Origin of the sequence: Exiguobacterium sp. s157 (genome assembly GCF_018618205.1) — a bacterium.
Classification (GTDB): Bacteria; Bacillota; Bacilli; order Exiguobacteriales; family Exiguobacteriaceae; genus Exiguobacterium; species Exiguobacterium chiriqhucha.
In genome coordinates, this window is the sequence record NZ_JACSLQ010000008.1 from 1 (window position 1) to 22,457 (window position 22,457).

Below are 22,457 nucleotides of genomic sequence, written 5' to 3' on the forward strand. Positions count from 1 at the left end.
TGAGGTAGATAGGTCATGGGTGGAAGCACGGCGACGTGTGGAGCTGAATGATACTAATCGGTCGAGGCTTTGATCTAGTCTAAGGTTTGGATGAATTGATGAGTCTTCAGTTTTGAGAGAACGATCTCTCGATGTCTGGTGGCGATGGCGAAGTGGTCACACCCGTTCCCATGCCGAACACGGAAGTTAAGCGCTTCAGCGCCGAAAGTAGTTGGGGGTCTCCCCCTGTGAGGATAGGACGTTGCCAGGCCAACGCGAAAGACGATCGAGCATCCGCTCGGTCGTCTTTCTTTATGTGATTATTTTAAACAAAATTACCTAATAGTATTGCTTTATCCTAATCGGTATGTTAATATAATAATTGTCTAGTGGCGATAGCGAAGTGGTCACACCCGTTCCCATGCCGAACACGGAAGTTAAGTACTTCAGCGCCGAAAGTAGTTGGGGGTCTCCCCCTGTGAGGATAGGACGTTGCTAGGCCAACGCAAAGGACGATTGAGCAAATGCTCGATCGTCCTTTTTTGTCGTTCTCGAAACCTTTAATTCTTTCTTTGCGTATAAACACGTGAAGAGGGGGAATCATCATGCACATTCGTGAAGCTACAACCTCAGACCAGACGATATTCACTGAGGTTTCACGGGCAAGTTTTAAACAAGAGGCAGACCGTCTCCGACTACCATATCGAGACTTAAATATTGAACCACCCGGTTATGATGACGAGGCGATGAGCCTGTACTTGATTGAACAATTGACATGCTACGTCATCGAGCTTGAAGGACAAGTCGTCGGTGGAGCCGTCGTGACGTTGACAGGGCAAGATTATGGCCGGATAGACCGCATCTTTATCCATCCATATAGACAAGGTAAAGGGATTGGGAAACGGGCACTACAATCAATCGAGGAGCTTCATCCGACTGTTCGAATTTGGGAGTTGGAGACATCCACAGCCCAACCTAACAACGTGGCATTTTATCGAGCAGCTGGTTACCAATCCGTCTTCGAATCAGATCAGGAAGTTTGTTTCGTCAAACGAGTGAAGCAACGGACAGATCACATGATATTGCGCTATGAAGAGCTTTCCATTACAGGTGCTCAAGCGTATGGGATGGATGCGAGTCGTGTTTCCATCACGAATAGTAACGTCTCAGAGCTTCAGGCGCACAACTGTAATTTCACGAAGAGCCAATTTCGGAATATCAACTTCAGAGAGACGGAGTTTGATGATTTGAATCTATCTGGTTCTCAGTATCGTTTCGTCACCATGTACGAATCAGGGAGGCCGACGACGTTCTTCCATACAAACCTGACGAATACATTTTTTGAAAACTGTCGGCTCGATGGTGTCCAAATCAAGGACTCATCGATTGACGGCTTAACGATTGACGGGGTACACGTCAAAGACCTGTTAGAATATTATCGAAAAGAAACTGGAGGAATAAAACGTTATGAGTGATCTCTACCAAACCCACCACGACTTACAACAACAGATGGCAGAACGGGACCGACTCGCCCGTAAATTAAAAACACTCGACAAGCAAATTGCCGAACATGAAGCTGTGCGAAAGCAACTTCTCAATTCGTTTACGAAGGAACAGCGCGATGTCTATGACTTAGATTCATTCTCGCTCGTCAACGCATGGTGTAAGCTAAGGGGAACATTCAACGAACAAAAAACGATTGAATTAGAAGAGGCGGCCCGGGCCGAATTGAAGTTACGGGAACATGAGGCGATGGTGGATGAGTTAGCGCTTGAGCGTCGTGACTTATATGAAACATTTGAGACGTATCGTGGAATCGACGCGAAATGGGAGACCTTCCTAAAAGAGAAGGAAACTCATTTGAAGCAAGATTTTACTGTTAGGGAAGAATTATATCGACTCACGGATCAACAGGTAAAAATGAATGAGGTGCTTGTTGAATATAAAGAAGCCATCGTCGCTGGAAATTCAGCACGGACGGCCATCTCGAGAACACTTAAACATCTCGACAGTGCGAAAGGTTGGTCGACGTATGATACGTTCTTTGGAGGCGGCTTGATTGCGACAGCGATGAAACATGATGCCATCGATGCTTCGGAACGGAAGATGCATGAACTTCAAGCTGCGCTCGAGCGCTTCTCGCGGGAGTTGGCTGACGTGAAAGGAGTCGTCAGTGGCTTACAAATCGAACGCGGTTCGCTCGTTCAATTCGCTGACTACTTCCTCGATGACATCTTTTCTGAGTGGACGATGCATGGACGAATCAATGATTCGCTAGACAAGGTAAAAGGACTCGATCGTGAAATCGCTCAACTGATTGAGAAAATGACGAGAGAAGTAGAACGTCTAGAACAACAACTCGAAGAAATAGAAACGAAACGAAAACAGCTCATCCTCACACGATGAGCTGTTTGGTTATTCTGGTCGTTTCAACCAATGGCGTAAACCTTTACCCGCGTGCGGTCCGTCGGCGTATCGAGGGATAACGTGCAGGTGGGCGTGAGGGACGGTCTGGTTTGACGCCGTTCCGACGTTCCAGCCAAGCGTATACCCATCAGGACCATACGTCTTCTCGAGGAAGGACTTTGCTTCGTGGAGTAACTCGTATGTATCGCGCCATTCCGAAGGCGTGAGATCGAACGTCGTCGCCCGATGTTGTTTTGGGACGATAACGCCAGAGCCGACGAGCAAGTCCTGCTCACGGTCGTGCATCAAGAAGTAGCATGTCTCATTCTCGGCGACGATCGTCTGAGACGGGTCAAGTTGAGGATGACAAAATGGACAAGTTGACATCGGATTGGTACACTTCCTTTCTATATGAAGTGTACCAAAAGGGGGAGCATTATGAATGAATTGATTGATATGATGGTTGCCCAGGCCGAACGAGAGGAGCGCACGATTATCGCCATCTCGGGACACGGGGGTGCCGGGAAGGCGATATTTGCAGACGCCCTACGCGAGCGCCTCGGAGACGTAAACTACATCAATACCGATCCATATATCACGGACTCGATGTTACGGAAGAGCGCTATGCTCGATTACACGGTCGACGGGCAGGAGCATCATTATAAGATGACAGCTTGTCATCCGTCCGCGCACCATCTACCTTCACTAGAGCGTGATGTTCGTATGGTGCGTGAAGGGATCGGTTTTTTCACGATTGACGTTCCATACCTTGAACGAACGTGGATTGACCCGACAAAACGGATCACCATCATCGAAGGCATGAGCGTCGCGTTCCTCGCTGCAGATTCGTGGGATGTTTCGGCTTATCTATATACCGACAGTGATACTGAGTTTGCGCGACGTTCCGTTCGAGATATCCAGCAACGGGGAATGGATCTCACATATTTACAGGCTTCGCACGAAGAGCGTCGACTCCAATACGAGCTGTTCATGCATCCGCAGCGCGAAAAGTTCCAAACGATCGTCTCGACGAGTAACGATGTTTGGACAATTGAAAACCACCGCTCATGAAGAACGGTGGCTACGTAACGTCTCTTGAATGCCGAGGCCGAGCCGGTCTTGCTCGCGTTCGAGTTGGTCCCACGTGAGCGAGCGATGGCGCATCGTGACGTCATTGGCGATTGACTCGAGTGTACGTTGCTTCTCGATATTGTCGAGCCAGTAATAGACGTCGACCCCGTCCTCGTCGACCCGCCAGAACGATTTGACGACTTCGAACTCGTCGGCCCAGTCACCGACCGGTTTGAATCCATACTTCTCGACGAATGGATACGGTCGTTCTTCTCCGATCGGGTCGATAACGTTACGGACGAACATGAGCTCGAGCCCGGCATGTTCGGTCGCCTGTAACAAGCGTTTCAAGGCAGGGAGCGGTTCGACTTCGACTTTTTCGATGACATCGAACCAGACCCGTTTGCCGTCGGTGTCCCAGACGGTCGCTTCGACGCTGTATGGTGCTCCGGCGGTGGAGGGGGCATACATCGTCAAATCGAACGTGAACGGGATGTGCTCTTCAGCACCCGGTTCGAGCTCGGCGGATAGGACGATTGGAACTTCTTGCAAGTCGGCCTCCCGATTGAATTCATTGCCTTCGAGCGTGATATCTTTGAACGTCGTCAAAAAATTAAGCGTTAGCTCTTGCAGGCGCACGACATGCGAAGTGGTGTTCAACACCCGCAGCGTTCCATGAACGGTCTCGTTCGGAATGAACGGGACGGTGTGAAAATAGACGGATGCGTCCAGTTCGGAAAAGAACCATTTTTTAAAGCGATTACCCCATTTCGACATGACGGTCGCGCTCCTTTTCTCTTATAGATTGCACTCTTTTAAATGTTCCCGATTCCAATTCTGAAAAAACATGAAGAAAAAGGTTGCATTATATAACTACTTCACTTATTATAGAGGATGTCGAAACAATTCAAACCATCGCGGGGTGGAGCAGTCTGGTAGCTCGTCGGGCTCATAACCCGAAGGTCGTCGGTTCAAATCCGGCCCCCGCAACCAATTTTTATTTAATTTCATATGTCGTCGCGGGGTGGAGCAGTCTGGTAGCTCGTCGGGCTCATAACCCGAAGGTCGTTGGTTCAAATCCAGCCCCCGCAACCAATTTTTTAAATGAGATAGCGAAACGATGACGTTTCGTGTTTTTTTTTGCGTAAAATTGAGTGTACAATGAGTACGTATCGCTAGAACCGACTAAAGGAGAAACATCATGTATACATTGATTACCCATTCTGCGGCTGAGACGCAGGCAGTGGCAGAGAAGTTGGCCACACTTGTCAAAGCCGGGACGGTCATAACGTTGAACGGCGACCTCGGTGCCGGTAAGACGACGTTCACCCAGGGCTTTGGTAAAGGCCTCGGTGTTACGCGTAACGTCAACAGCCCGACGTTTGCCATCATGAAACAATACCAAGGGCGCTTGCCGCTCTACCATATGGACGTCTATCGTCTCGAAGACACGGGGGACGATATCGGCCTCGAAGAATACATCAACGGCGATGGTGTCGCCATCGTCGAATGGTCGAACTTGATCGAGTCATCACTTCCGACGGAACGGCTCGCCATCACAATCGAGCGAGTCGGGGACGAGGAACGTCAACTAACGTTCGCGCCCGTCGGCGACGTCTATGATGCGCTGGTGAAGGAGGTGCTCGCATGAAGCAACTGATGATTGATACGGCGACGACACGTCTATCTGTCGCCCTCAGCGAACACGGACAGATTCAAGCCGAGGCGACAGTCATGGTCTCGAAAAACCATGCCGTCACGCTCATGCCGATGATTGAACAACTGATGAATGCGGTCAAATGGACACCGACCGAGCTCGAACGTATCGTCGTGACGACAGGTCCGGGATCTTATACGGGTATCCGCATCGGTGTCACGACCGCGAAGACGCTCGCCTACACGCTTCAACTCCCGCTCGTCGGGGTCTCGGCGCTCCATCTCATGGCGGCGGCCCCGAATACGGAGCTCCCGGTCGTCGCGCTCATCGACGCCCGTCGTGGCAATGCGTATATCGGTCACTATCAGCAGAACGAGGCCGTGACACCTGACCGTCACGCCTCGGTCGCTGCTTGGCTTGAAGCCACCATCACAGGACCGTTCGTCGTTGTTGGTGATGTCGAGCCGTTCCGTGACGTACTCGCGTCTTACGACTATACCGAAGCACCGGCCGCGCATAGCTATGGCCGGGCAAGCGATCTCGTCGCGTTAGGTGACGTCACGGACGATGTCCACGCGTTTGAGCCTGAGTATCTGCGTCTCGCTGAAGCGGAAGCAAAATGGCTCGAGGGACAAAACAATGGCTGATATTAAAGTTCGGCGCATGAATTGGCTCGACGTCGAGGAAGTGACCAAAGTCGAAGAAGCGTCCTTCGCCATCCCATGGACGAAAGAAGCGTTCATGAACGAGATGCTCAAGAATGAGCAGGCCGTCTATTTTGTCGCCGTCCATGAACGTCGCGTCGTCGGGTTCGTCGGCGTCTGGCAAATCGTGGACGAAGGGCATATCACGAACATCGCCGTCTTACCGGAATATCGCGGACAAGGCATCGGCAATCTGCTGTTGACGCAACTCGTTGAATTCGCTCGCTCGAAGTCATTGGCGGCGCTCACGCTCGAAGTGCGCGTCTCGAATATCGGCGCCCAAAAGCTGTATGAACAGTTCGGTTTCGAAAATGCCGGACGTCGGAAACGATACTATCAAGACAATAATGAAGACGCCTATATTTATTGGGCGAAGTTAGGAAGTGAAACAGATGGACACATCGCTCATCCTCGCGATTGAATCGAGCTGTGATGAGACGTCCGTTGCGCTCGTGCGTGACGGCAAGACGCTCTTATCGAACGTCGTCTCGTCGCAGATTGAAAGTCATAAACGGTTCGGTGGGGTCGTGCCCGAGGTCGCCTCGCGCCACCACGTCGAACGAATCACGTACGTCATCGATGACGCCCTCAGTGAAGCCGGCGTGACGATGCAAGACGTCGACGCCGTCGCGGTCACACAAGGACCTGGTCTCGTCGGGGCGCTGCTCGTCGGCATCAGTGCGGCCAAAGCGCTCGCGTTCGCCCATAGTAAACCGCTCATCGGCGTCCACCATATCGCCGGACATATTTACGCGAACGAACTCGTCGAGGAGATGGAGTTCCCACTCGTCTGTCTCGTCGTTTCAGGCGGACACACAGAGCTCGTCTATATGCCCGAGCACGGTGTGTTCGAAGTCATCGGTGAGACGCGTGACGATGCGGCCGGAGAAGCGTACGACAAAGTCGCACGAACGCTCAGCCTGCCTTACCCGGGCGGCCCGGCCATCGACCGTCTCGCGGCTAACGGGGAAGACACGTATAAGTTCCCACGGGTTCGCCTCGAGGCAGGAAGTTTTGACTTCAGCTTCAGCGGGCTCAAGTCGTCAGTTATCAACGCCGTCCACAATGCCGAACAGCGTGGGGAGACGGTCATCCCTGAAAACTTGGCGGCCAGCTTCCAAGCGAGCGTCGTCGAAGTGCTCGTCGAAAAAGCGATTCGTGCCGTAAAAGAAAAAGGAGCCAAACAATTGCTCGTCGCAGGTGGCGTCGCGGCCAACCGTGGACTCCGTACTGCGCTTCAAGAAGCGACGGACCGCGAAGGCATCCGCCTCGTCATCCCACCACTTGATCTATGCGGAGATAATGCTGGTATGATCGGGGTGGCGGCACATCACGCGTATGTGCGCGGAAAGCGCGATACACTGGCGATGAATGCGGTTCCTGGGTTATCCTTAGAAGAGAGCATGACAGTCTAGGGGGAAATAGAGACATGACGAAACGCATCATTATTGGAGGTCTGGTCGTACTGCTCGTCGTCGCGACGTTTTTGCAAGTACGGGAGATTATCCGCGCCTATAATATCGCCTATCAAGAAGAAATCGTGCCGGAAGCGACACGCGTCCTTTCACTCACAGGAGCGGAATCGCTCGAAGGCATCGGCCGGGTCACGGGTGAGAACACGCTCGTCGAGACGTTGTACGGCTATAAGAGCTTAGACGATCAAAATATCGAGAGCGTCATCGTCGTCGACCGCAACCTCGGCGTTCAGCCGAAAGCGAGCGACGCATATTACGAGATTGCGCCGGGACGAGAAGCGACCGAAGAAGAAGCGGCGAAGTTCGAGGATATCGTCAACGAGTTTGACGAAGAGCAATTGTTCGCGCAAGTGATCTCGACGCATGAGGCGAAGTATGTGACGAACCGTGAGGAGACACTCACGTTTTATAAAGTGTTCGTCCGTGATGTCGATACGAACGAGTACGTGTTCTTTATCACGGAAGACGGCCTCAAGCTCGACTTCCATACACGCGGATTCCAGCCGCTACGTTATTTCTAACTGTTAAAAGGGAAGCCGGTCTCCACGTTGAACTGAACCCCGAATGATAGACACTTGAAAAAAAGTGTATCATTCGGGGTTTTTCGTGTGGATACGAATCGCTATAATGAACCTATTCATTCAGACGGGAGAAACAACCATGAGTAAAATCACCTTCAATATGACTCAAATCAACCAGCTCGAAGAAAATCCGAACGTCGCTTCGGTATCAGAACGCTCGATCCAGTACACCGCCGAGTTCAAGGTCAAGGCCGTACGTGAGAATATGGAGGGAAAGGGACCTCAACAAATCTTCACGGAGGCCGGATTCGACCTGACGGTGATCGGGAAACGAAAAGCGCAGTCCTCGTTGAATCGCTGGCGCCAAACGTTCCGGAAAGACGGAGAAGAGGGTCTCCGGAACGATAAACGTGGAAAGGCTACGGGAGGCGGACGCCCGAAAACAGACGAGTCCATGGAGAAACGGTTGGCGAAGGCAGAGGCACGAATCAAATACCTGACGGCAGAGAACGAGCTCTTAAAAAAGCTAGAGAAGTTAGAAGGGCAGGCGAAACATACGAACTGACACCAGCAGAGAAATATCAGGCCATCAACACCGTCATCCGCATCGCACAGCTGAAGAATCTCGTCCGCCCACTATGTGAGATCGCCGGAGTGAGCCGCAGTGGCTATTACGCCTGGTTGAACCGTGCCGAGGCGGAGTCCCTCCGGGAAGAGCGTGATTACCTAGATGCGACACTCCTCAAGAAAATCCATGACAGCCATAAAGGCAAAATCGGTTATCGGGGGCTGTACATGGAGGTGCTCGCTACCCTCGGCGTCCGGATCAACCATAAGCGTATTCTCCGACTGATGCGCAAGTATAACATCGTCACCAAAATCCGGAAGATGAATCCTTATCGGAAGCTCTCTAAGGCGACGCACGAGCATCGCGTCGTGCCGAATCTGTTGAACCGTCAGTTTCGACAGAGCGAGCCCGGAAAGGTATTCGTGACCGACATCACCTATCTCCCGATCGCCTCCGGCGAGAACGTCTATCTGTCATGCGTCAAGGACGTGGCCACACGCGAGATCGTGGCGCACAAGCTGTCCACAAGCCTTCACATGGACCTCGTCTTTCAGACGATGGAAAAACTTGAAAATCACCTCCAAGGGAACCTGCATCCCGAGGCGATGATCCATTCGGATCAAGGCTTTCACTACACCCATCCGGACTACCAGCAACTCGTTGGCGACCTCGGACTGATCCAGTCCATGTCACGTCGGGGCAACTGTCTCGACAACGCACCGATCGAATCGTTCTTCGGTCATTTGAAGGACTATGTCACCAACCGTTCGTGCGGGTCAGTCGATGAAGTCCGAGAGATGGTCGGGGACTACATAAGCTATTACAACTGCGAACGCGGTCAATGGAACCTAAAAAAGATGACCCCGGAGCAATATCGGGGCCATCTGATCGCAGCATAGAAAACGTGGGTTTTTTATTAAACTGTCCATTTTACGGGGCTCAGTTCACGTTGGAGACGGCTTCCCTTTTTTATACGTCCGGATGATGTTTGTTCTGTTTGTACCACATGTTCACCCAGCTCACGATGAAGACGATCAGGGCGAGCACCCACATGAGGAGAGTCGACTGATAGAAGTGTCCCCACACCGAGCCTGGGGTGTAAAAGTTGTGGACGGTCACGTCGACCGGCCAAACGACGAGGCGGATGAACAGCGTGCTCATGAGTAGGCCGCTCAACAAACTGATCACAATCCCGCTCCACGTCTGGATGATGAAGCCGATGACGACCGGCAGGAAATAAAACAGGAACGACGGAACGATCGTCGGTTCCCCGCGAATCAGCTCGGATACGAATTCCGTCCCCGTCGGCACGATATAGGCGAGACCGGTAAGAAAGGCGTGCATCCATTCGATTCGCATCGCACGGAATCGCATCATGAATGGAGCTCCTCCCATTCTGCATACAGTGCCGTGATCGATTCTTTCGTCGCGTCGGACTCGGTCGACAGTTCCTGTGCCCGAGCGAAGTCGTTGAAGACGTCCGGTTCACACAAGAGCTGCTCGATTTCCTCGAGACGGGCCTCGTGTTGTTCGATGGTGAGCTCGATTTCCTCGATCCGTTGTTTCATCCGGCGTTCCTCACGTTGCTGCTCCTTGTCGGCGCGCTGTTTCTTGACGATGACTTGTTTCGTCTCTTCGCGGGCGAGTCGGGCCAGTTCTTCAAGTTCTTCTTTCTTCTCGACATAATATGAGTAATCGCCGAGGTATTCGTCGATGCCGTTCGGCGTGATCTCTAAGACGCGCGTCGCGAGCCGGTCGATGAAGTAGCGGTCGTGCGAGACGAATAGGATCGTGCCCGGATAGTCGACGAGGGCGTTCTCGAGAATCATCTTCGAGTCGAGGTCCAAGTGGTTCGTCGGCTCATCCAAGATGAGCAAGTTCGGTTGCTCGAGCTTCAGTTTCGCGAGCGTCAAACGGGCCCGCTCTCCACCCGACAGTTCATGGACGCGCTTCATGACGTCGTCGCCGCTGAACAGGAACTGGCCGAGCAGGCTCCGCACTTCTTGTTCGCGCATGAGCGGCCAATCGTTCCAAATCTCGTCGATGACGCGGTTGGCATCCGACAAGTTCTGTTGCTCCTGGTCGTAGTAGCCGATTTCGACGCCGGTACCGTAGCGGATGTCACCGGTAAGGGCCGGCTGTTGTTTCGTCAACACTTTCAAGAGCGTCGATTTGCCGACTCCGTTCGGGCCGACGAGGGCGACCGATTCGCCGCGCTGCAGTTGGAAGCGGAGCTGCTGGGCGATTGGTTCCTCATAGCCGATGGCGAGGTCGCTGCCGCTCAACACGTCGTTCCCACTTTGGCGTTTAATCGAGAACGAGAGGACGGCACTACGCTCATCACCGTCCGGCGCTTCCATTCGGTCGACTTTCTCGAGACGCTTGCGGACACTCTGGGCCCGCTTCGTCGTCGTTGCCCGGGCGATGTTACGCTGGATGAAGTCCTGCATCTTGGCGATCTCTTCTTGTTGCGAATCGAACTGCTTCTTCTCTTGCTCGTAAATGGCAGCCTTCTGTTCAAGGTACTTCGTGTAGTTGCCGACGAAGCGACGGCTGCGGTGGCGGGACAGCTCATAGACGACCGATACGACGCGGTCGAGGAAGTAGCGGTCGTGGGAGACGATGAGGACGGCGCCTTTATAGCCGCTCAAATACTTCTCGAGCCAGCCGAGTGTCTCGATGTCCAAGTGGTTCGTCGGCTCATCCAAGATGAGCAGGTCGGGACTTTGGAGCAGCATCTTCGCGAGGGCGAGACGTGTCCGTTGTCCGCCGGAGAGCGTATCGATGCGGCGTTCGAAGTCGTCCGGATAGAAACGCATCCCGTGAAGGACGGAGCGGATCGTCGCCTCATATTGATAGCCACCGCGGTCTTTGAACGTGTGTTGTTCTTCATCGTAAGACGACAGCAGACGCTCATAGGCGGCCGGGTCGTTCAAGATGCGCTCAGAACCCATGTCTTGTTCCATGCGGCGGAGCGTCTTCTCCTGTTCGATCAAATCGGTGAAGACGGTGAGCATCTCGTTCCAAATCGTCTCGTTCGACTCTAACCCTGAATCTTGGGCGAGATAGCCGATGGTGACGTCTTTCGGCTTCATGATGTCACCTGAATCGTAGTTGTATTCCCCGGCGATGACTTTGAGCAGCGTCGATTTGCCGGCGCCGTTGCGGCCGACGAGGGCGACACGTTCGCCTTCTTGAATCTCGAGTTTGACGTTCTCTAAAATCGGCTCGACGCCGAATGATTTCGATAAGTTATTGACTTGCAGTAGGATCAAGTGAAAAAACCCCTTTCTCTCTATTTAGTATACTTTATTTCTTCCCCATTTCAGGTATATTCATTGAGTGGTCATGTGAATTCGTTTACAATCAAGGTGTATGAAATTAGATTCGTTTGAAACGCGTCGTAAAAAGGAGGCTCTTTCCGTTGAGTCAAAACGAACCAAAGATTCCGCAAGCGACAGCCAAACGGTTGCCACTATACTATCGGTTTATCCAAAGCCTACATTCATCAGGAAAACAGCGTGTCTCTTCTGCTGAACTGAGCGAGGCGGTCAAGGTCGATTCGGCCACGATCCGTCGCGATTTTTCGTACTTCGGTGCGCTCGGTAAAAAGGGATATGGCTATAACGTACAGTATCTGTTAGACTTTTTCCGTAAGACACTGAATCAGGACGAGATTACGAACGTCGCCTTAGTCGGGGTTGGTCATCTTGGGACAGCTTTCGTCAACTATAACTTCCTTAAAAACAATAACACACATATCGTCGTCGGGTTCGACGCAGACGAGACAAAAGTCGGCACGACGATGTCCGGTGTCCCGATTCATCACGTCGATGAGATGGAACAGATCATGAAACAGAACAAGATTGACGTCGCCATCTTAACGGTGCCGTCTGCCTATGCGCAGCCTGTCGCGGACGACTTGGTCCGCTTCGGCATCAAAGGCATCTTGAACTTCACGCCGGCCCGTCTTACGGTGCCGGACACGGTCCGCGTCCATCACATCGACTTGTCGATCGAACTCCAGTCGCTCATTTACTTTATGCAACACTATCCATCTGCTGAGGGGGTCCATCAATAATGGAATTACTATCATCGTTGCTCGTCGTCGGTATTCCAGGAGGCGCAAGTATCTTCATTATCGCCATCGTCGCGCTCATCATCTTCGGGCCGAAGAAATTGCCTGAATTCGGACGCGCCGCTGGTCAAACGCTCCGTGAGTTCAAAAATGCCACGAACGGCATGATGAACGAACATGACGAGAAAGATAAGAAAGAACTTGAGAAGAAAGAGCAGTAATCATGAATCATCAACCTGATCAAGAGCGGGCGCTGTCCGATCACTTGACAGAGCTGCGGAGACGACTGATGCTGTCGGCATTTGTCGTCTTTGCCTTCTTTTTGATCGCTTTGCCGAGTGTCAAATACGTGCTCGCCTATCTGCAGGCGGACCTCGTCGAACGAGGGCTCGAACTGAACGCCTTTGGGGTCGCGGACCCGCTCATGATTTACTTGAACTTGGCGCTCGTCATCGGGCTCGTCACATCCGGTCCGTTTCTACTGTATCAACTGTGGGCGTTCGTCGCACCTGGTCTGCATCCGAACGAGCGGAAAGCGACGCTCGCCTATATCCCGATCATCTTCATCTTGTTCCTGATCGGTCTCGCGTTCGCCTATTATTGGTTGTTCCCGCTCGTCCTCGATATCTCGACGGACCTCGGGCAAGACCTCGGGCTAACGCAAATCATCGGGGCGTCGAACTACTTCACGTTCTTGCTGCAACTGACCATCCCATTCGGACTGTTGTTCCAGTTGCCGGTCGTGACGATGTTCTTGACGCGCATCGGTGTCGTGACGCCGTACTTCTTATCAAAAATTCGGAAGTATGCGTACTTCGCCTTGTTCGTCATCGCCGCGTTCATCACGCCGCCGGATTTGACGTCGCATCTCATGGTGTCATTGCCGCTCTTCTTCTTGTATGAAATCAGCTTATCGATTTCACGCATCACGTACCGGGGCGTGCTCCGTCGTGAGAAAGAGGCGATGGTGAAAGAGCAGATGGATTTGATGAAACAAATGAATGAGAAGTGAGCATCGTTCCTTAACGGGACGGTGCTTTTTTGTTGTCACAGTGGGTGTTCAAACTTTCGACATATTTACGTGAAAAAGTGAGCAAAAGGATTGTCAAACCTTCTTGTGAAATAGTACACTAAGTTCAGAAAGTAAATGTGATATTTATCACAAACACTAACTTGCCTAACACTCAAAGGAGAGACAACCATATGAAAATCGCAGTCATCGGATGTACACACGCAGGAACAGCAGCCGTCAAAGGATTACTCGCCAAGCACGACAATCTCGACATCACGGTATATGAGCGCAACGACAACGTCAGCTTCCTCTCGTGTGGGATCGCCCTCCACGTTGGCGGTGTCGTCAAACGTGCTGAAGAGCTCTTCTACGCGTCACCGACCGAACTCGAAGAACTCGGTGCGACGATGCGCATGAAGCACGACGTGTTGAACATCGACACGGAAGCGAAGACGGTCCATGCGAAAAACCTAGACACGGGAGAAGACGTCTATGACACGTTCGACCGTTTGATCGTCACGACTGGTTCATGGCCGATCGTCCCGACGCTTCCTGGCATCGAGATGACTGGGATTGAGCTCTGCAAAAACTATGGCCACGCCCAACGCATCATCGAGCGGGCAAAAGACGCGACGAACATCGCCGTCATCGGTGCCGGCTATATCGGCGTCGAGCTCGTCGAAGCGTTCGAAGTGTACGGCAAACACGTCACGTTCATCGATAGCGCCGACCGCATCTTGAACAAATATCTCGACAAATCGTTCACGGATCAACTTGAAGCAGATATGACGTCACGCGGCATCGACCTCGAGCTCGGCCAGACGGTCGAAGCGTTCCGTGGTACAGATGGAAACGTCACACACGTCGTGACCGATAAAGGTGAGTTCGAGGCCGACCTCGTCATCCTTTGTGTCGGCTTCCGCCCGAACACGGGACTCCTTCAAGGCCAAGTCGACATGCTCGGCAACGGCGCCATCATCGTCGACGAGTATATGCGCACGAGCAACCCGGACGTCTTCGCGGCTGGTGACAGCTGTGCCGTCTATTACAACCCGGCGCGCACACACGCCTACATCCCGCTCGCGACGAACGCCGTCCGCATGGGAACGCTCGTCGCAGAGAACTTGATTGCACCGCGTGTCCGTTATCAAGGGACGCAAGGAACGTCAGGTCTCCGTCTCTACGATTGGAACATTGCTTCATCAGGTCTCACGGAAGAAGCGGCCGGCCTGTTCGGTCTTGACGTCGAGAGCGTCATGATTGAGGATGCGTACCGTCCGGAGTTCATGCCGACAGCGGAACCGGTTCAGTTCAAACTCGTCTATGAAGTCGGCACACACCGCGTCGTCGGAGGACAAGTCCTCTCGAAAGCGGACATGACGCAAGCGGTCAACACGTTGTCGCTCGCCATCCAAAACGAGATGACGGTTGAAGAGCTTGCCTATGTCGACTTCTTCTTCCAACCGCACTACAACAAGCCATGGCACTTCATCAACAGTGGGGCGCTCGCGGCGATGAAAGATAAAGTCAACGCATAAAAAAACTCGGGAGCCGCGGCTTCCGAGTTTTTTTATAGATAGCGTGGGGCGTCCTTCATCGAGTTGGCGAGAATCATGTAGATGAGGACGTTCCCCGGTACGATTAAAAAGAGCAGACGAACGCCGAGCGGGGATAATTCGAAGTATTCAGCGATGCCGCCGCAGACACCGAAGAGTGAGCGGTTCGTGGCGGATTTGCGAAGCGGACGTTGCATAAGCATGGCTCCTATCTCACATATGATATAAAAATTTTACCATATAAATTGGTGGCAAGCGTACAATGCACACAGGTTTTTCTTCGTCTGAAGCCGGGGAAGGGGTAAGAGAAAGGCTACGGCACGCAGACGAAGAACTGTGAAGGGGAGTCGGACTATATGAAGATTGGTATTTTAGGAGCAGGGAAAGTCGGACGGACGCTCGGGCGCAAGTTCGAGGACGTTGGCTATGAAGTGTTGTACGGGACGCGCTCGGAGCGCGAGGGGACGATGTCGCTCCAAGAAGTGGCGTCGAACGCGCAAATCCTGTTGCTGACGACGCCGTTCGCGGCGGCCGTCGATTTGATTCAATCGCTCCGGGACTTGGACGATAAGATTGTCATCGACGTGACGAATCCGATTGCGAAAGAGTTTGACGCCATCGAGCGGCCGGAAGGGAAATCAGGGGCCGAACATCTGCAGGAGCTCGCTCCGCACGTCCGCATCGTCAAGGCGTTCAACCAGACCGGCGTCGAGAACTTGGAGAACCCGAACATGTCGATGATGTTCATCGCCGGTGACGAGCAGGAGTCGGTCCGGGCCGTCCAAGACCTCGCCTCGAAGATTGGCTTTGACGCTCATACGCTCCGGCACTTGAAGCTGGCGCGGGAGCTCGAGTCGCTCGCGTGGCTATGGATTCATTACGCGACGAAAGAACGGAAGCACCGGAATTTCGCGTTCTACTTGAAAGAGAATAGTTTCTAATAGAAAAGACGGTCACGCATTGGCGTGACCGTCCTGGTCGTTAAAAGGCAGCTTGACGCTCAGAGCGAGTCTTCAACGATTCGATCGTCTCGCGCTCGATGGCTTCGACTTCGCGTTGTTGCCAGCCTGGCATGAGGAACGCGTCGACGAGCGCCCAAATGCCTGCTACGAACAATCCAACGAAACCAATCAAGACGACGGTAAGGATGATTGAACCAACCGTAAGAGCTAGCATCCCAAGGGCGCTACCTGTCTTTTTAAAGTAGAAACGGTGTGCGCCGAAACCGCCGAGGAAGAACCAAAGCAAATACGCGACGACGAGATTACGTTTCTTTTTCTCGACTTCGCTGTTGACGAGGAGCATTTCCTCCGTCGATAAATCGGTACGTGAATAATTCATGATAGGATGTGCCTTCTTTCCGAGAATTGATATAATGAATGCAGACTTTATTGTACCGGGAAACGGATGAATTCCCATGATTTTCTATTTTTTTTGGAAGTGAGGAATGAACCAATGGGTTTTGCGATTGTGACGTTCATCGTCGCGTTTATTCACGTCATCGCGGGAGCGGTCGTGTTACATAAATATCCGCAATATAAGTCGATCGCCATCAGTGTGATCGTACTAGGTTTCTTATATGGTGTGTTGACGGTTGGGTTTATTGTGTTATGAAAAAATCACCAACGATGCTACGTATTCGGGGGAAGTTCTCGAATCAAGAGGTATTAAAACTAGGGACGGGCGTTATGCTCGGGTTTGTCGTATTGGAGCTGCTGCTCGGGGACGTGCCTCAAAGTACTTTGATGTCGTTCGCGTTCGTCCTCTATTACTGGCGCCGTGACGTGGCGTATGCACAAGGTGACGCGAGAGGGAAGGCCATCGGGGAACAGGCAAGTACGTTCACGCTTCGCGTCGTGATTGTCCTCTTGATGATCGGCTTCTTCATCTCGTTCCGTGTCGAGACACTCGACCATTCCTTGCGTGCTCTCATGCATTACGGGTTGGCACTCATCTTCGGGTTAAAGGGCTTTGGTCTCTGGTTTTTTCAAGACCTCGAACCTTCTACCGAACGTCACGCATAACATAGCGGGAAGACCTGGCCGACGCGATATTTTTGTTTGTATTCTTGAGCTTATTTGATGCAGACTAGCTAACGATAACGATGCTACTATGGCATCGATTTCATCCACGCGTTGAAAGGAATGTACATGATGAATGAGTGTCAAGACTTCGAGACCGGTCAGGTGAAAGCCTGACCGGTCTTTGGTTGAAGTTCCTCGATAACGTGAATAGGACAAAGAGTGCTGTTATTGTATGCATTGGAATGGAAGGAGTCTTGTTATGTGTACAGCAATCACGTACGCTCCGCACGCCCACTACTTCGGCAGAAACTTAGACTTGAACGTGTCCTATCACGAACAAGTGACGATCACGCCCCGACACTATCCGTTCAACTTCAGACGGATGGGCGAGAATGCGAACCATTACGCGATGATCGGGATGGCGACCGTCGTGGAAGACTATCCACTCTATTACGAGGCGACGAACGAGAAAGGGCTCAGCATGGCGGGGTTGAACTTCCCGGGGAATGCCGTGTTCAAGCCAAAAGTCGACGGACGAGACAACGTCTCCCCGTTCGAGTTCATCCCGTGGATCCTCGGGCAGTGCGCGACAATCGAGGAAGTGAAAGAGCGACTGGCGACGATTCATCTGATCAATCTCAATTTCAGCGACGCGCTCCCGCTTCACCCGCTGCACTGGATGATCGCCGACAAGGATACCTCGATTGTTGTTGAGCCGATGGCGGACGGGTTGCGCGTGTACGACAATCCAGTCGGGGTCTTGACGAACAATCCGTCGTTCGAGTATCAGCTATTCAATCTGAACGATTATCGGCACATCTCGACGAAGCTGCCGGCCAATACGTTCGCACCGACATTGAACCTCGATGCCTATTGTCTCGGATTGGGCGGGCAGGGATTGCCGGGTGAGTTATCGTCGACATCGCGATTCGTCCGGGCAACGTTCGCCACATTCAACTCGGTCTGTGAACCGACCGAGGCGTCCGCGGTCGGACAATTTTTCAAACTGTTGGATACGGTGATGCAAACGCGGGGCTTGAACGAGGCGGAAGATGGGACGTACGAGTACACCATCTATTCCTCGTGCTGTAACGTCGACGATGGCATCTATTATTATCGGACGTATGACAATAACCAAATCACGGCCGTGTCGCTGTTCCATGAACCGTTAGACAGCGAGCGATTGATCACGTATCGACTACAAAATGAGCAACAGATTCATTACGAGAATTGAAAACAGCCCTCTTCGCGCGAAGGGGGCTGTGTTTTATAGCGTGTCGTTATAAAGCGGGGGCTCATCGTCCGTGCTGATGACTTTCAGGTGACGCTCGTCTTTCACATAGACGCTCTTATAGGCGACACGTTCACCTGCATAGAACAAGATGACGCGGTTGCCGTCGTTGTCCGTCTCGACTTTCGGTTCATACTGTGCGATTTCAATCGTCTCCTCGAGCACGCCATACTCTTCGTATGTAGACAAGTCGTCTTCGTTTGAGCAGGCGACGAGAAACAGGGAAGCGACCATCGCGAGAATTGCTTTCTTCATCATACCTCTCCTTATTTGATAGTTAACCTATCAAATATAACGCAGATTGATTTCTTTTTCAAAAAAGAGCCAGGATGAGTCAGAGCGGATGTTCATGCGCCGATGACTAAAACGACACGTCCTTCTTCTAACGCAAGTGACTTGATGTTGCCGACTTTCACTTTTTGGAGCGGGCCGATCGCACTCAAGTCGAGCGTCAGTGTTCGAGCATCGTAAGTGATATAAGGCGAGTGGTTTAAAAACTTGTCGTTGAAGATTTCTTTATCCGTCGGCTCGACCTTTACGACAGTGAACACAATTTTCCGCCCGTGAATCTCTTTTGGCACCAATGTCAGTTTCATCCGAACATCTTTCGAGAAGAAAGCGACCCCGACTTTCTTTGACCCTGCTAAAATCAATTGTCCGTTTGTGATCTCGACGGTCACATCCGACAGCTCGGGGATTTTTGGACTTATGAACGATTGAAGTTTGGACGCCTCGAGTGGGACTGTGACCGCTACGTTATTCATCATCTTCTTAAACATACAACCAGCTCCCTTTACCATTTTTATACTACTATAAATGATTAATACCTTTATTTTACAATCTTGAATCCTTGGTTTGGGAGAAAGTGATCCATAAGAAAAGACCAAGCTGCGCGCTTGGTCTTTTCGTTATGCCGATTTATCGGTCTTTTCTTTTTTCGCTTTTCGGGCGAGCGTCAAAATCTGATACACCTTGAAGAAGTCATACGCGGCTACGGCGATGATGAAGTACGTCCAGAAGCTGAAGCCGTACTCTTGTACCGAGTAGTAGGCGAGGACGGTGAACAGAATCCCGAAAGAGAGACTGAACAAAAACATAACTTTTAAGTGTCGCGGCATCAATGCCACCTCATTTCTACATTAAGAATAATACGACCATGACGAGCGCGTTGTTAAACGCGTGAATCGCGATCGGCACAATCAAGCGACGCGTCTTGGCATACGCGACCGTGAAGGCGAAGCTCATCGCGACATAGACAAGAATCTTGTTGTCACCATGGATGAGCGCGAACAAGAGCGAGCTAACCGCGAAGGCGATCCAGAACCCGAAGCGGGCGCTCAAGTTACCAAACAAGATGTGGCGGAACAGAATCTCTTCCATGATTGGGCCTAGCAAGACGACTGAGAGCGTCATAACCGGGACGAGACGGACGATATCCGCGATTTCCTCGGTGTTCTGTGACCCCATGACATCACCCGAGATCCACGTCTCAATCAAGTTGGCGACGATGACGAGCCCGTACTGCATGAGAATTCCGAGTCCGATCCATTTGACCGTGTCGTTCAAGTTCGCCTGGATCCCTTGTTGCTTATACAGCTTCAAGTCGGGACGAAGCAGGAAGAGCGAGATGACGATCGTCAAGCTGAATCCGATGGCGAACCAGAGTCCGGTTGCCGTCGGCGTGATCCATTCTGGACGCACTCCGCTAATCAATACCGGAAAGAATTGAACAAACGCGTATAGCAGAATCGGGATGATATGCCGAATCCGAATGTTAGGCGCCATCGAAAAACGGGTATTTATCGATTGGTTTGAGTTTAGTGTAGCCAATTCAACACGTCCTTATTCCTAAGAGTCAACGTTCCTTTTAACCATTGTAACAAATAAGGTCTCTTGACCGCGAGTGGGAGCATTTTTTCGATGTTCCCGCTTGCATTTTCAGGCGTCTCATACTACACTAATCAATGTTAGCACTCCTTTTTGACGAGTGCTAAAACTTACGATTCAACGATACATCATTCATATTCGGAGGAGGTTTTTTCTATGTTAAAACCACTAGGCGATCGCGTCATCATCGAAGTCGTGGAGAAAGAAGAAAAGACGATCGGAGGCATCGTGCTTCCTGACACGGCGAAAGAGAAGCCGCAACAAGGACGCGTCCTCGCAGTCGGTACTGGCCGCGTCACGGACCAAGGTGAGCGGATCGCGCTCGACGTCAAAGAAAATGATCTGGTCATCTACTCAAAATACGCGGGTACCGAAGTGAAGCATGAAGGCAAAGAATACTTAATCGTTCGAGAGAGCGACATTCTCGCAATCGTAGGCTAAGACTCACCATTCTTCAAAAACTTTTTTAGGGGGAAATGAACAATGGCAAAAGAAATCAAATTCTCAGAAGACGCACGTCACGCGATGCTTCGCGGTGTCGACGCACTCGCTGACGCGGTAAAAGTCACAATCGGACCGAAAGGACGCAACGTCGTCCTCGAGAAGAAGTTCGGCTCACCGCTCATCACGAATGACGGCGTGACCATCGCGAAAGAAATCGAACTCGAAGACCACTTCGAAAACATGGGCGCGAAGCTCGTTGCCGAAGTCGCCTCGAAGACGAACGAAGTCGCAGGGGACGGTACGACAACGGCGACAGTCCTCGCTCAAGCGATGATCCGTGAAGGTCTCAAAAACGTGACAGCGGGCGCGAACCCGATGATTCTCCGTAAAGGGATCGACAAAGCCGTTCGTCGTGCACTCGAAGAACTCAAGCTCATCTCGAAACCGATCGAGTCGAAAGAAGCAATCGCCCAAGTCGCGGCCATCTCGGCAGCGGACGAAGAAGTCGGCGAGTTGATCGCGGAAGCGATGGAGCGCGTCGGCAACGACGGCGTCATCACGATTGAAGAGTCACGCGGTTTCACGACTGAACTCGACGTCGTCGAAGGGATGCAGTTCGACCGTGGTTACTTATCACCATACATGATCTCAGATTCAGACAAGATGGAAGCGGTGCTCGACAACCCGTTCATCTTGATCACGGATAAGAAGATCTCGAACATCCAAGAAATCATCCCAGTGCTCGAGCAAGTCGTACAACAAGGGAAACCGATCTTGATTGTCGCTGAAGACATCGAAGGCGATGCACTCGCGACACTCGTCTTGAACAAGCTCCGTGGTACGTTCAACGCGGTCGCGGTCAAGGCACCAGGATTCGGCGATCGTCGTAAAGCGATGCTCGAAGACCTCGCGACGCTCACAGGCGGCCAAGTCATCACGGAAGACCTAGGCCTCGAGCTCAAGTCGGCATCATTGAACCAGCTCGGACGCGCATCGAAAGTCGTCGTCACGAAAGACACGACAACAATCGTCGAAGGTGCTGGAGACGAAGCAACGATCAAAGCACGCGTGCAAACGATCCGCAACCAAATCGAAGAGACATCGTCTGACTTCGACCGTGAGAAACTCCAAGAGCGTCTCGCGAAACTCGCAGGTGGCGTAGCTGTCGTTAAAGTTGGCGCAGCAACAGAGACAGAGCTTAAAGAACGTAAGCTCCGCATCGAAGACGCGCTCAACGCGACACGCGCAGCCGTCGAAGAAGGCATCGTCGCAGGTGGTGGTACGGCGTTCATCAACGTCATCCCAGCCGTTCGTGCACTTCTTTCCGAAGTGACAGCGGATGAGGCGACAGGTGTGAAACTCGTCCTCCGTGCCCTTGAGTCACCGGTCCGTCAAATCGCGGAAAACGCGGGTGAAGAAGGCTCGGTCATCGTCGAGAAGCTCAAGAACGAATCGGTCGGCATCGGTTACAACGCCGCGACTGGCGAGTACGTCGACATGATTGCACACGGAATCGTCGACCCGGCGAAAGTGACGCGTTCAGCGCTTCAAAACGCAGCATCTGTCTCAGCTATGTTCCTCACAACGGAAGCGGTCATCGCAGACAAGCCAGAACCAGCAGGCGCTGGCGGCGGCATGCCTGACATGGGCGGCATGGGTGGAATGGGCGGAATGATGTAAGTCATACGTTCTAATGGAGACCATTCATCAGCGAAAGCTGGTGGATGGTTTCTTTTATTATGTTTATTGATAAATTAGTTGAAACATGAAAAAATAGAGAGGGA

General features: G+C 52.0%; 28 protein-coding genes, 2 tRNA genes, 2 rRNA genes and 1 pseudogene. 23 read left to right on the forward strand and 10 right to left on the reverse strand.

Annotated elements, in window-relative coordinates:
* The first annotated feature begins 134 nt into the window (after positions 1-134).
* The 4 genes from rrf (KNP67_RS13110) to KNP67_RS13125 all read left to right on the forward strand — a co-directional run bounded on the left by rrf (KNP67_RS13110) (position 135) and on the right by KNP67_RS13125 (position 2,385).
* A 5S ribosomal RNA gene (gene rrf / locus KNP67_RS13110) occupies positions 135-250 on the forward strand.
* A gap of 114 nt (positions 251-364) precedes the next feature.
* Positions 365-480: ribosomal RNA gene (gene rrf / locus KNP67_RS13115) — 5S ribosomal RNA — on the forward strand.
* 104 nt (positions 481-584) lie between these two features.
* On the forward strand, positions 585-1,454 hold the full coding sequence (locus KNP67_RS13120) for a GNAT family N-acetyltransferase (protein WP_021065395.1): 870 nt from the start codon (positions 585-587) through the stop codon (positions 1,452-1,454).
* Positions 1,447-2,385 carry a coiled-coil domain-containing protein gene (locus KNP67_RS13125; RefSeq protein ID WP_214756764.1) on the forward strand — a complete coding sequence of 313 codons (939 nt, stop codon included), beginning with the start codon at positions 1,447-1,449 and terminating at the stop codon, positions 2,383-2,385. The genes KNP67_RS13120 and KNP67_RS13125 overlap by 8 nt, the downstream gene beginning before the upstream one ends.
* 9 nt (positions 2,386-2,394) lie before the next feature.
* On the opposite strand, the gene KNP67_RS13130 is transcribed toward KNP67_RS13125, so the two are convergent.
* The gene (locus tag KNP67_RS13130; protein ID WP_029596217.1) at positions 2,395-2,772 is read right to left on the reverse strand and encodes an HIT family protein; all 378 of its coding nucleotides are present in this window, start codon (positions 2,770-2,772) and stop codon (positions 2,395-2,397) included.
* A gap of 51 nt (positions 2,773-2,823) precedes the next feature.
* Here KNP67_RS13130 and KNP67_RS13135 point away from each other — a divergent pair, with 51 nt between their 5' ends.
* A complete protein-coding gene (locus KNP67_RS13135; protein ID WP_214756765.1) occupies positions 2,824-3,456 on the forward strand; it encodes a uridine kinase family protein in 633 nt (210 codons plus the stop codon).
* Here the strand turns inward: KNP67_RS13135 and KNP67_RS13140 are convergent.
* Positions 3,451-4,233: a sporulation protein gene (locus tag KNP67_RS13140; RefSeq protein WP_021065391.1), complete on the reverse strand. Its 783-nt coding sequence runs from the start codon at positions 4,231-4,233 to the stop codon at positions 3,451-3,453. The genes KNP67_RS13135 and KNP67_RS13140 overlap by 6 nt on opposite strands.
* A 139-nt stretch (positions 4,234-4,372) precedes the next feature.
* Between KNP67_RS13140 and KNP67_RS13145 the strand changes: the two genes are divergently transcribed.
* The 8 genes from KNP67_RS13145 to KNP67_RS13180 all read left to right on the forward strand — a co-directional run bounded on the left by KNP67_RS13145 (position 4,373) and on the right by KNP67_RS13180 (position 9,280).
* Positions 4,373-4,449 (forward strand) — tRNA-Met (locus tag KNP67_RS13145).
* Between the two features lie 25 nt (positions 4,450-4,474).
* Positions 4,475-4,551 (forward strand) — tRNA-Met (locus KNP67_RS13150).
* A 106-nt stretch (positions 4,552-4,657) separates the two neighbouring features.
* A complete protein-coding gene (gene tsaE, locus KNP67_RS13155; RefSeq protein ID WP_214756766.1) occupies positions 4,658-5,107 on the forward strand; it encodes a tRNA (adenosine(37)-N6)-threonylcarbamoyltransferase complex ATPase subunit type 1 TsaE in 450 nt (149 codons plus the stop codon).
* A complete protein-coding gene (tsaB, locus tag KNP67_RS13160) occupies positions 5,104-5,760 on the forward strand; it encodes a tRNA (adenosine(37)-N6)-threonylcarbamoyltransferase complex dimerization subunit type 1 TsaB (RefSeq protein ID WP_214756767.1) in 657 nt (218 codons plus the stop codon). Before tsaE ends, tsaB begins: the two co-directional genes overlap by 4 nt.
* Positions 5,753-6,238 carry a ribosomal protein S18-alanine N-acetyltransferase gene (gene rimI / locus KNP67_RS13165; protein ID WP_214756769.1) on the forward strand — a complete coding sequence of 162 codons (486 nt, stop codon included), beginning with the start codon at positions 5,753-5,755 and terminating at the stop codon, positions 6,236-6,238. The genes tsaB and rimI overlap by 8 nt, the downstream gene beginning before the upstream one ends.
* Complete coding sequence (tsaD, locus tag KNP67_RS13170; RefSeq protein ID WP_214756771.1) at positions 6,210-7,232, forward strand: tRNA (adenosine(37)-N6)-threonylcarbamoyltransferase complex transferase subunit TsaD; 1,023 nt, start codon at positions 6,210-6,212, stop codon at positions 7,230-7,232. The genes rimI and tsaD overlap by 29 nt, the downstream gene beginning before the upstream one ends.
* A 14-nt stretch (positions 7,233-7,246) precedes the next feature.
* Positions 7,247-7,813, forward strand: a complete 567-nt coding sequence (locus tag KNP67_RS13175) for a hypothetical protein (RefSeq protein ID WP_131472770.1) — start codon at positions 7,247-7,249, stop codon at positions 7,811-7,813.
* Between the two features lie 139 nt (positions 7,814-7,952).
* Positions 7,953-9,280 (forward strand): IS3 family transposase gene (locus KNP67_RS13180; protein ID WP_214756773.1). Its coding sequence is split into 2 segments (ribosomal slippage): positions 7,953-8,322 and positions 8,322-9,280, totalling 1,329 coding nucleotides; the frame shifts between segments, so codons are not numbered across the junction.
* A gap of 70 nt (positions 9,281-9,350) precedes the next feature.
* On the opposite strand, the gene KNP67_RS13185 is transcribed toward KNP67_RS13180, so the two are convergent.
* Complete coding sequence (locus KNP67_RS13185; RefSeq protein WP_029596209.1) at positions 9,351-9,758, reverse strand: hypothetical protein; 408 nt, start codon at positions 9,756-9,758, stop codon at positions 9,351-9,353.
* A complete protein-coding gene (locus KNP67_RS13190; RefSeq protein ID WP_214756775.1) occupies positions 9,755-11,656 on the reverse strand; it encodes an ABC-F family ATP-binding cassette domain-containing protein in 1,902 nt (633 codons plus the stop codon). The genes KNP67_RS13185 and KNP67_RS13190 overlap by 4 nt, the downstream gene beginning before the upstream one ends.
* Before the next feature lie 149 nt (positions 11,657-11,805).
* Between KNP67_RS13190 and KNP67_RS13195 the strand changes: the two genes are divergently transcribed.
* From KNP67_RS13195 to KNP67_RS13210, 4 genes are all read left to right on the forward strand, one after another.
* A complete protein-coding gene (locus KNP67_RS13195) occupies positions 11,806-12,462 on the forward strand; it encodes a redox-sensing transcriptional repressor Rex (RefSeq protein ID WP_029596207.1) in 657 nt (218 codons plus the stop codon).
* Positions 12,462-12,680 carry a twin-arginine translocase TatA/TatE family subunit gene (locus KNP67_RS13200; protein WP_021065382.1) on the forward strand — a complete coding sequence of 73 codons (219 nt, stop codon included), beginning with the start codon at positions 12,462-12,464 and terminating at the stop codon, positions 12,678-12,680. The genes KNP67_RS13195 and KNP67_RS13200 overlap by 1 nt, the downstream gene beginning before the upstream one ends.
* Before the next feature lie 2 nt (positions 12,681-12,682).
* The gene (gene tatC / locus KNP67_RS13205; protein WP_214756777.1) at positions 12,683-13,471 is read left to right on the forward strand and encodes a twin-arginine translocase subunit TatC; all 789 of its coding nucleotides are present in this window, start codon (positions 12,683-12,685) and stop codon (positions 13,469-13,471) included.
* A gap of 191 nt (positions 13,472-13,662) precedes the next feature.
* Positions 13,663-15,009: an FAD-dependent oxidoreductase gene (locus tag KNP67_RS13210; protein ID WP_214756779.1), complete on the forward strand. Its 1,347-nt coding sequence runs from the start codon at positions 13,663-13,665 to the stop codon at positions 15,007-15,009.
* A 32-nt stretch (positions 15,010-15,041) separates the two neighbouring features.
* Here the strand turns inward: KNP67_RS13210 and KNP67_RS13215 are convergent, their stop codons facing one another.
* Complete coding sequence (locus tag KNP67_RS13215) at positions 15,042-15,224, reverse strand: PspC domain-containing protein (protein ID WP_029596204.1); 183 nt, start codon at positions 15,222-15,224, stop codon at positions 15,042-15,044.
* Between the two features lie 156 nt (positions 15,225-15,380).
* Here KNP67_RS13215 and KNP67_RS13220 point away from each other — a divergent pair.
* Positions 15,381-15,968 (forward strand): annotated as a pseudogene (locus KNP67_RS13220) (NADPH-dependent F420 reductase); the annotation flags it as partial.
* Between the two features lie 40 nt (positions 15,969-16,008).
* Here the strand turns inward: KNP67_RS13220 and KNP67_RS13225 are convergent.
* Positions 16,009-16,368, reverse strand: a complete 360-nt coding sequence (locus tag KNP67_RS13225) for a TM2 domain-containing protein (RefSeq protein WP_035385696.1) — start codon at positions 16,366-16,368, stop codon at positions 16,009-16,011.
* Between the two features lie 114 nt (positions 16,369-16,482).
* Here KNP67_RS13225 and KNP67_RS13230 point away from each other — a divergent pair, with 114 nt between their 5' ends.
* The 3 genes from KNP67_RS13230 (at position 16,483) to bsh (ending at position 18,285) form a co-directional block, all read left to right on the forward strand.
* Entirely contained in the window at positions 16,483-16,641 is a 159-nt protein-coding gene (locus KNP67_RS13230; protein ID WP_029596201.1) for a hypothetical protein, read from the forward strand.
* The gene (locus KNP67_RS13235; RefSeq protein WP_214756780.1) at positions 16,638-17,051 is read left to right on the forward strand and encodes a hypothetical protein; all 414 of its coding nucleotides are present in this window, start codon (positions 16,638-16,640) and stop codon (positions 17,049-17,051) included. The genes KNP67_RS13230 and KNP67_RS13235 overlap by 4 nt, the downstream gene beginning before the upstream one ends.
* A 259-nt stretch (positions 17,052-17,310) precedes the next feature.
* The gene (bsh, locus tag KNP67_RS13240; RefSeq protein ID WP_029596199.1) at positions 17,311-18,285 is read left to right on the forward strand and encodes a choloylglycine hydrolase; all 975 of its coding nucleotides are present in this window, start codon (positions 17,311-17,313) and stop codon (positions 18,283-18,285) included.
* 33 nt (positions 18,286-18,318) lie between these two features.
* Here the strand turns inward: bsh and KNP67_RS13245 are convergent, their stop codons facing one another.
* The 4 genes from KNP67_RS13245 to KNP67_RS13260 all read right to left on the reverse strand — a co-directional run bounded on the left by KNP67_RS13245 (position 18,319) and on the right by KNP67_RS13260 (position 20,172).
* Complete coding sequence (locus KNP67_RS13245; RefSeq protein ID WP_029596198.1) at positions 18,319-18,597, reverse strand: hypothetical protein; 279 nt, start codon at positions 18,595-18,597, stop codon at positions 18,319-18,321.
* A 92-nt stretch (positions 18,598-18,689) separates the two neighbouring features.
* Complete coding sequence (locus tag KNP67_RS13250) at positions 18,690-19,121, reverse strand: hypothetical protein (protein WP_214756781.1); 432 nt, start codon at positions 19,119-19,121, stop codon at positions 18,690-18,692.
* Positions 19,122-19,250: 129 nt separating this feature from the next.
* The gene (locus tag KNP67_RS13255; protein WP_021065367.1) at positions 19,251-19,460 is read right to left on the reverse strand and encodes a YdiK family protein; all 210 of its coding nucleotides are present in this window, start codon (positions 19,458-19,460) and stop codon (positions 19,251-19,253) included.
* 16 nt (positions 19,461-19,476) lie between these two features.
* Positions 19,477-20,172 (reverse strand): CPBP family intramembrane glutamic endopeptidase, encoded by a 696-nt coding sequence (locus KNP67_RS13260; RefSeq protein WP_251128785.1) that lies wholly within the window; start codon positions 20,170-20,172, stop codon positions 19,477-19,479.
* 213 nt (positions 20,173-20,385) lie between these two features.
* Between KNP67_RS13260 and groES the strand changes: the two genes are divergently transcribed.
* Entirely contained in the window at positions 20,386-20,670 is a 285-nt protein-coding gene (gene groES / locus KNP67_RS13265) for a co-chaperone GroES (RefSeq protein WP_021065365.1), read from the forward strand.
* Positions 20,671-20,712: 42 nt separating this feature from the next.
* Complete coding sequence (gene groL, locus KNP67_RS13270; protein ID WP_214756782.1) at positions 20,713-22,353, forward strand: chaperonin GroEL; 1,641 nt, start codon at positions 20,713-20,715, stop codon at positions 22,351-22,353.
* Positions 22,354-22,457: the final 104 nt, after the last annotated feature.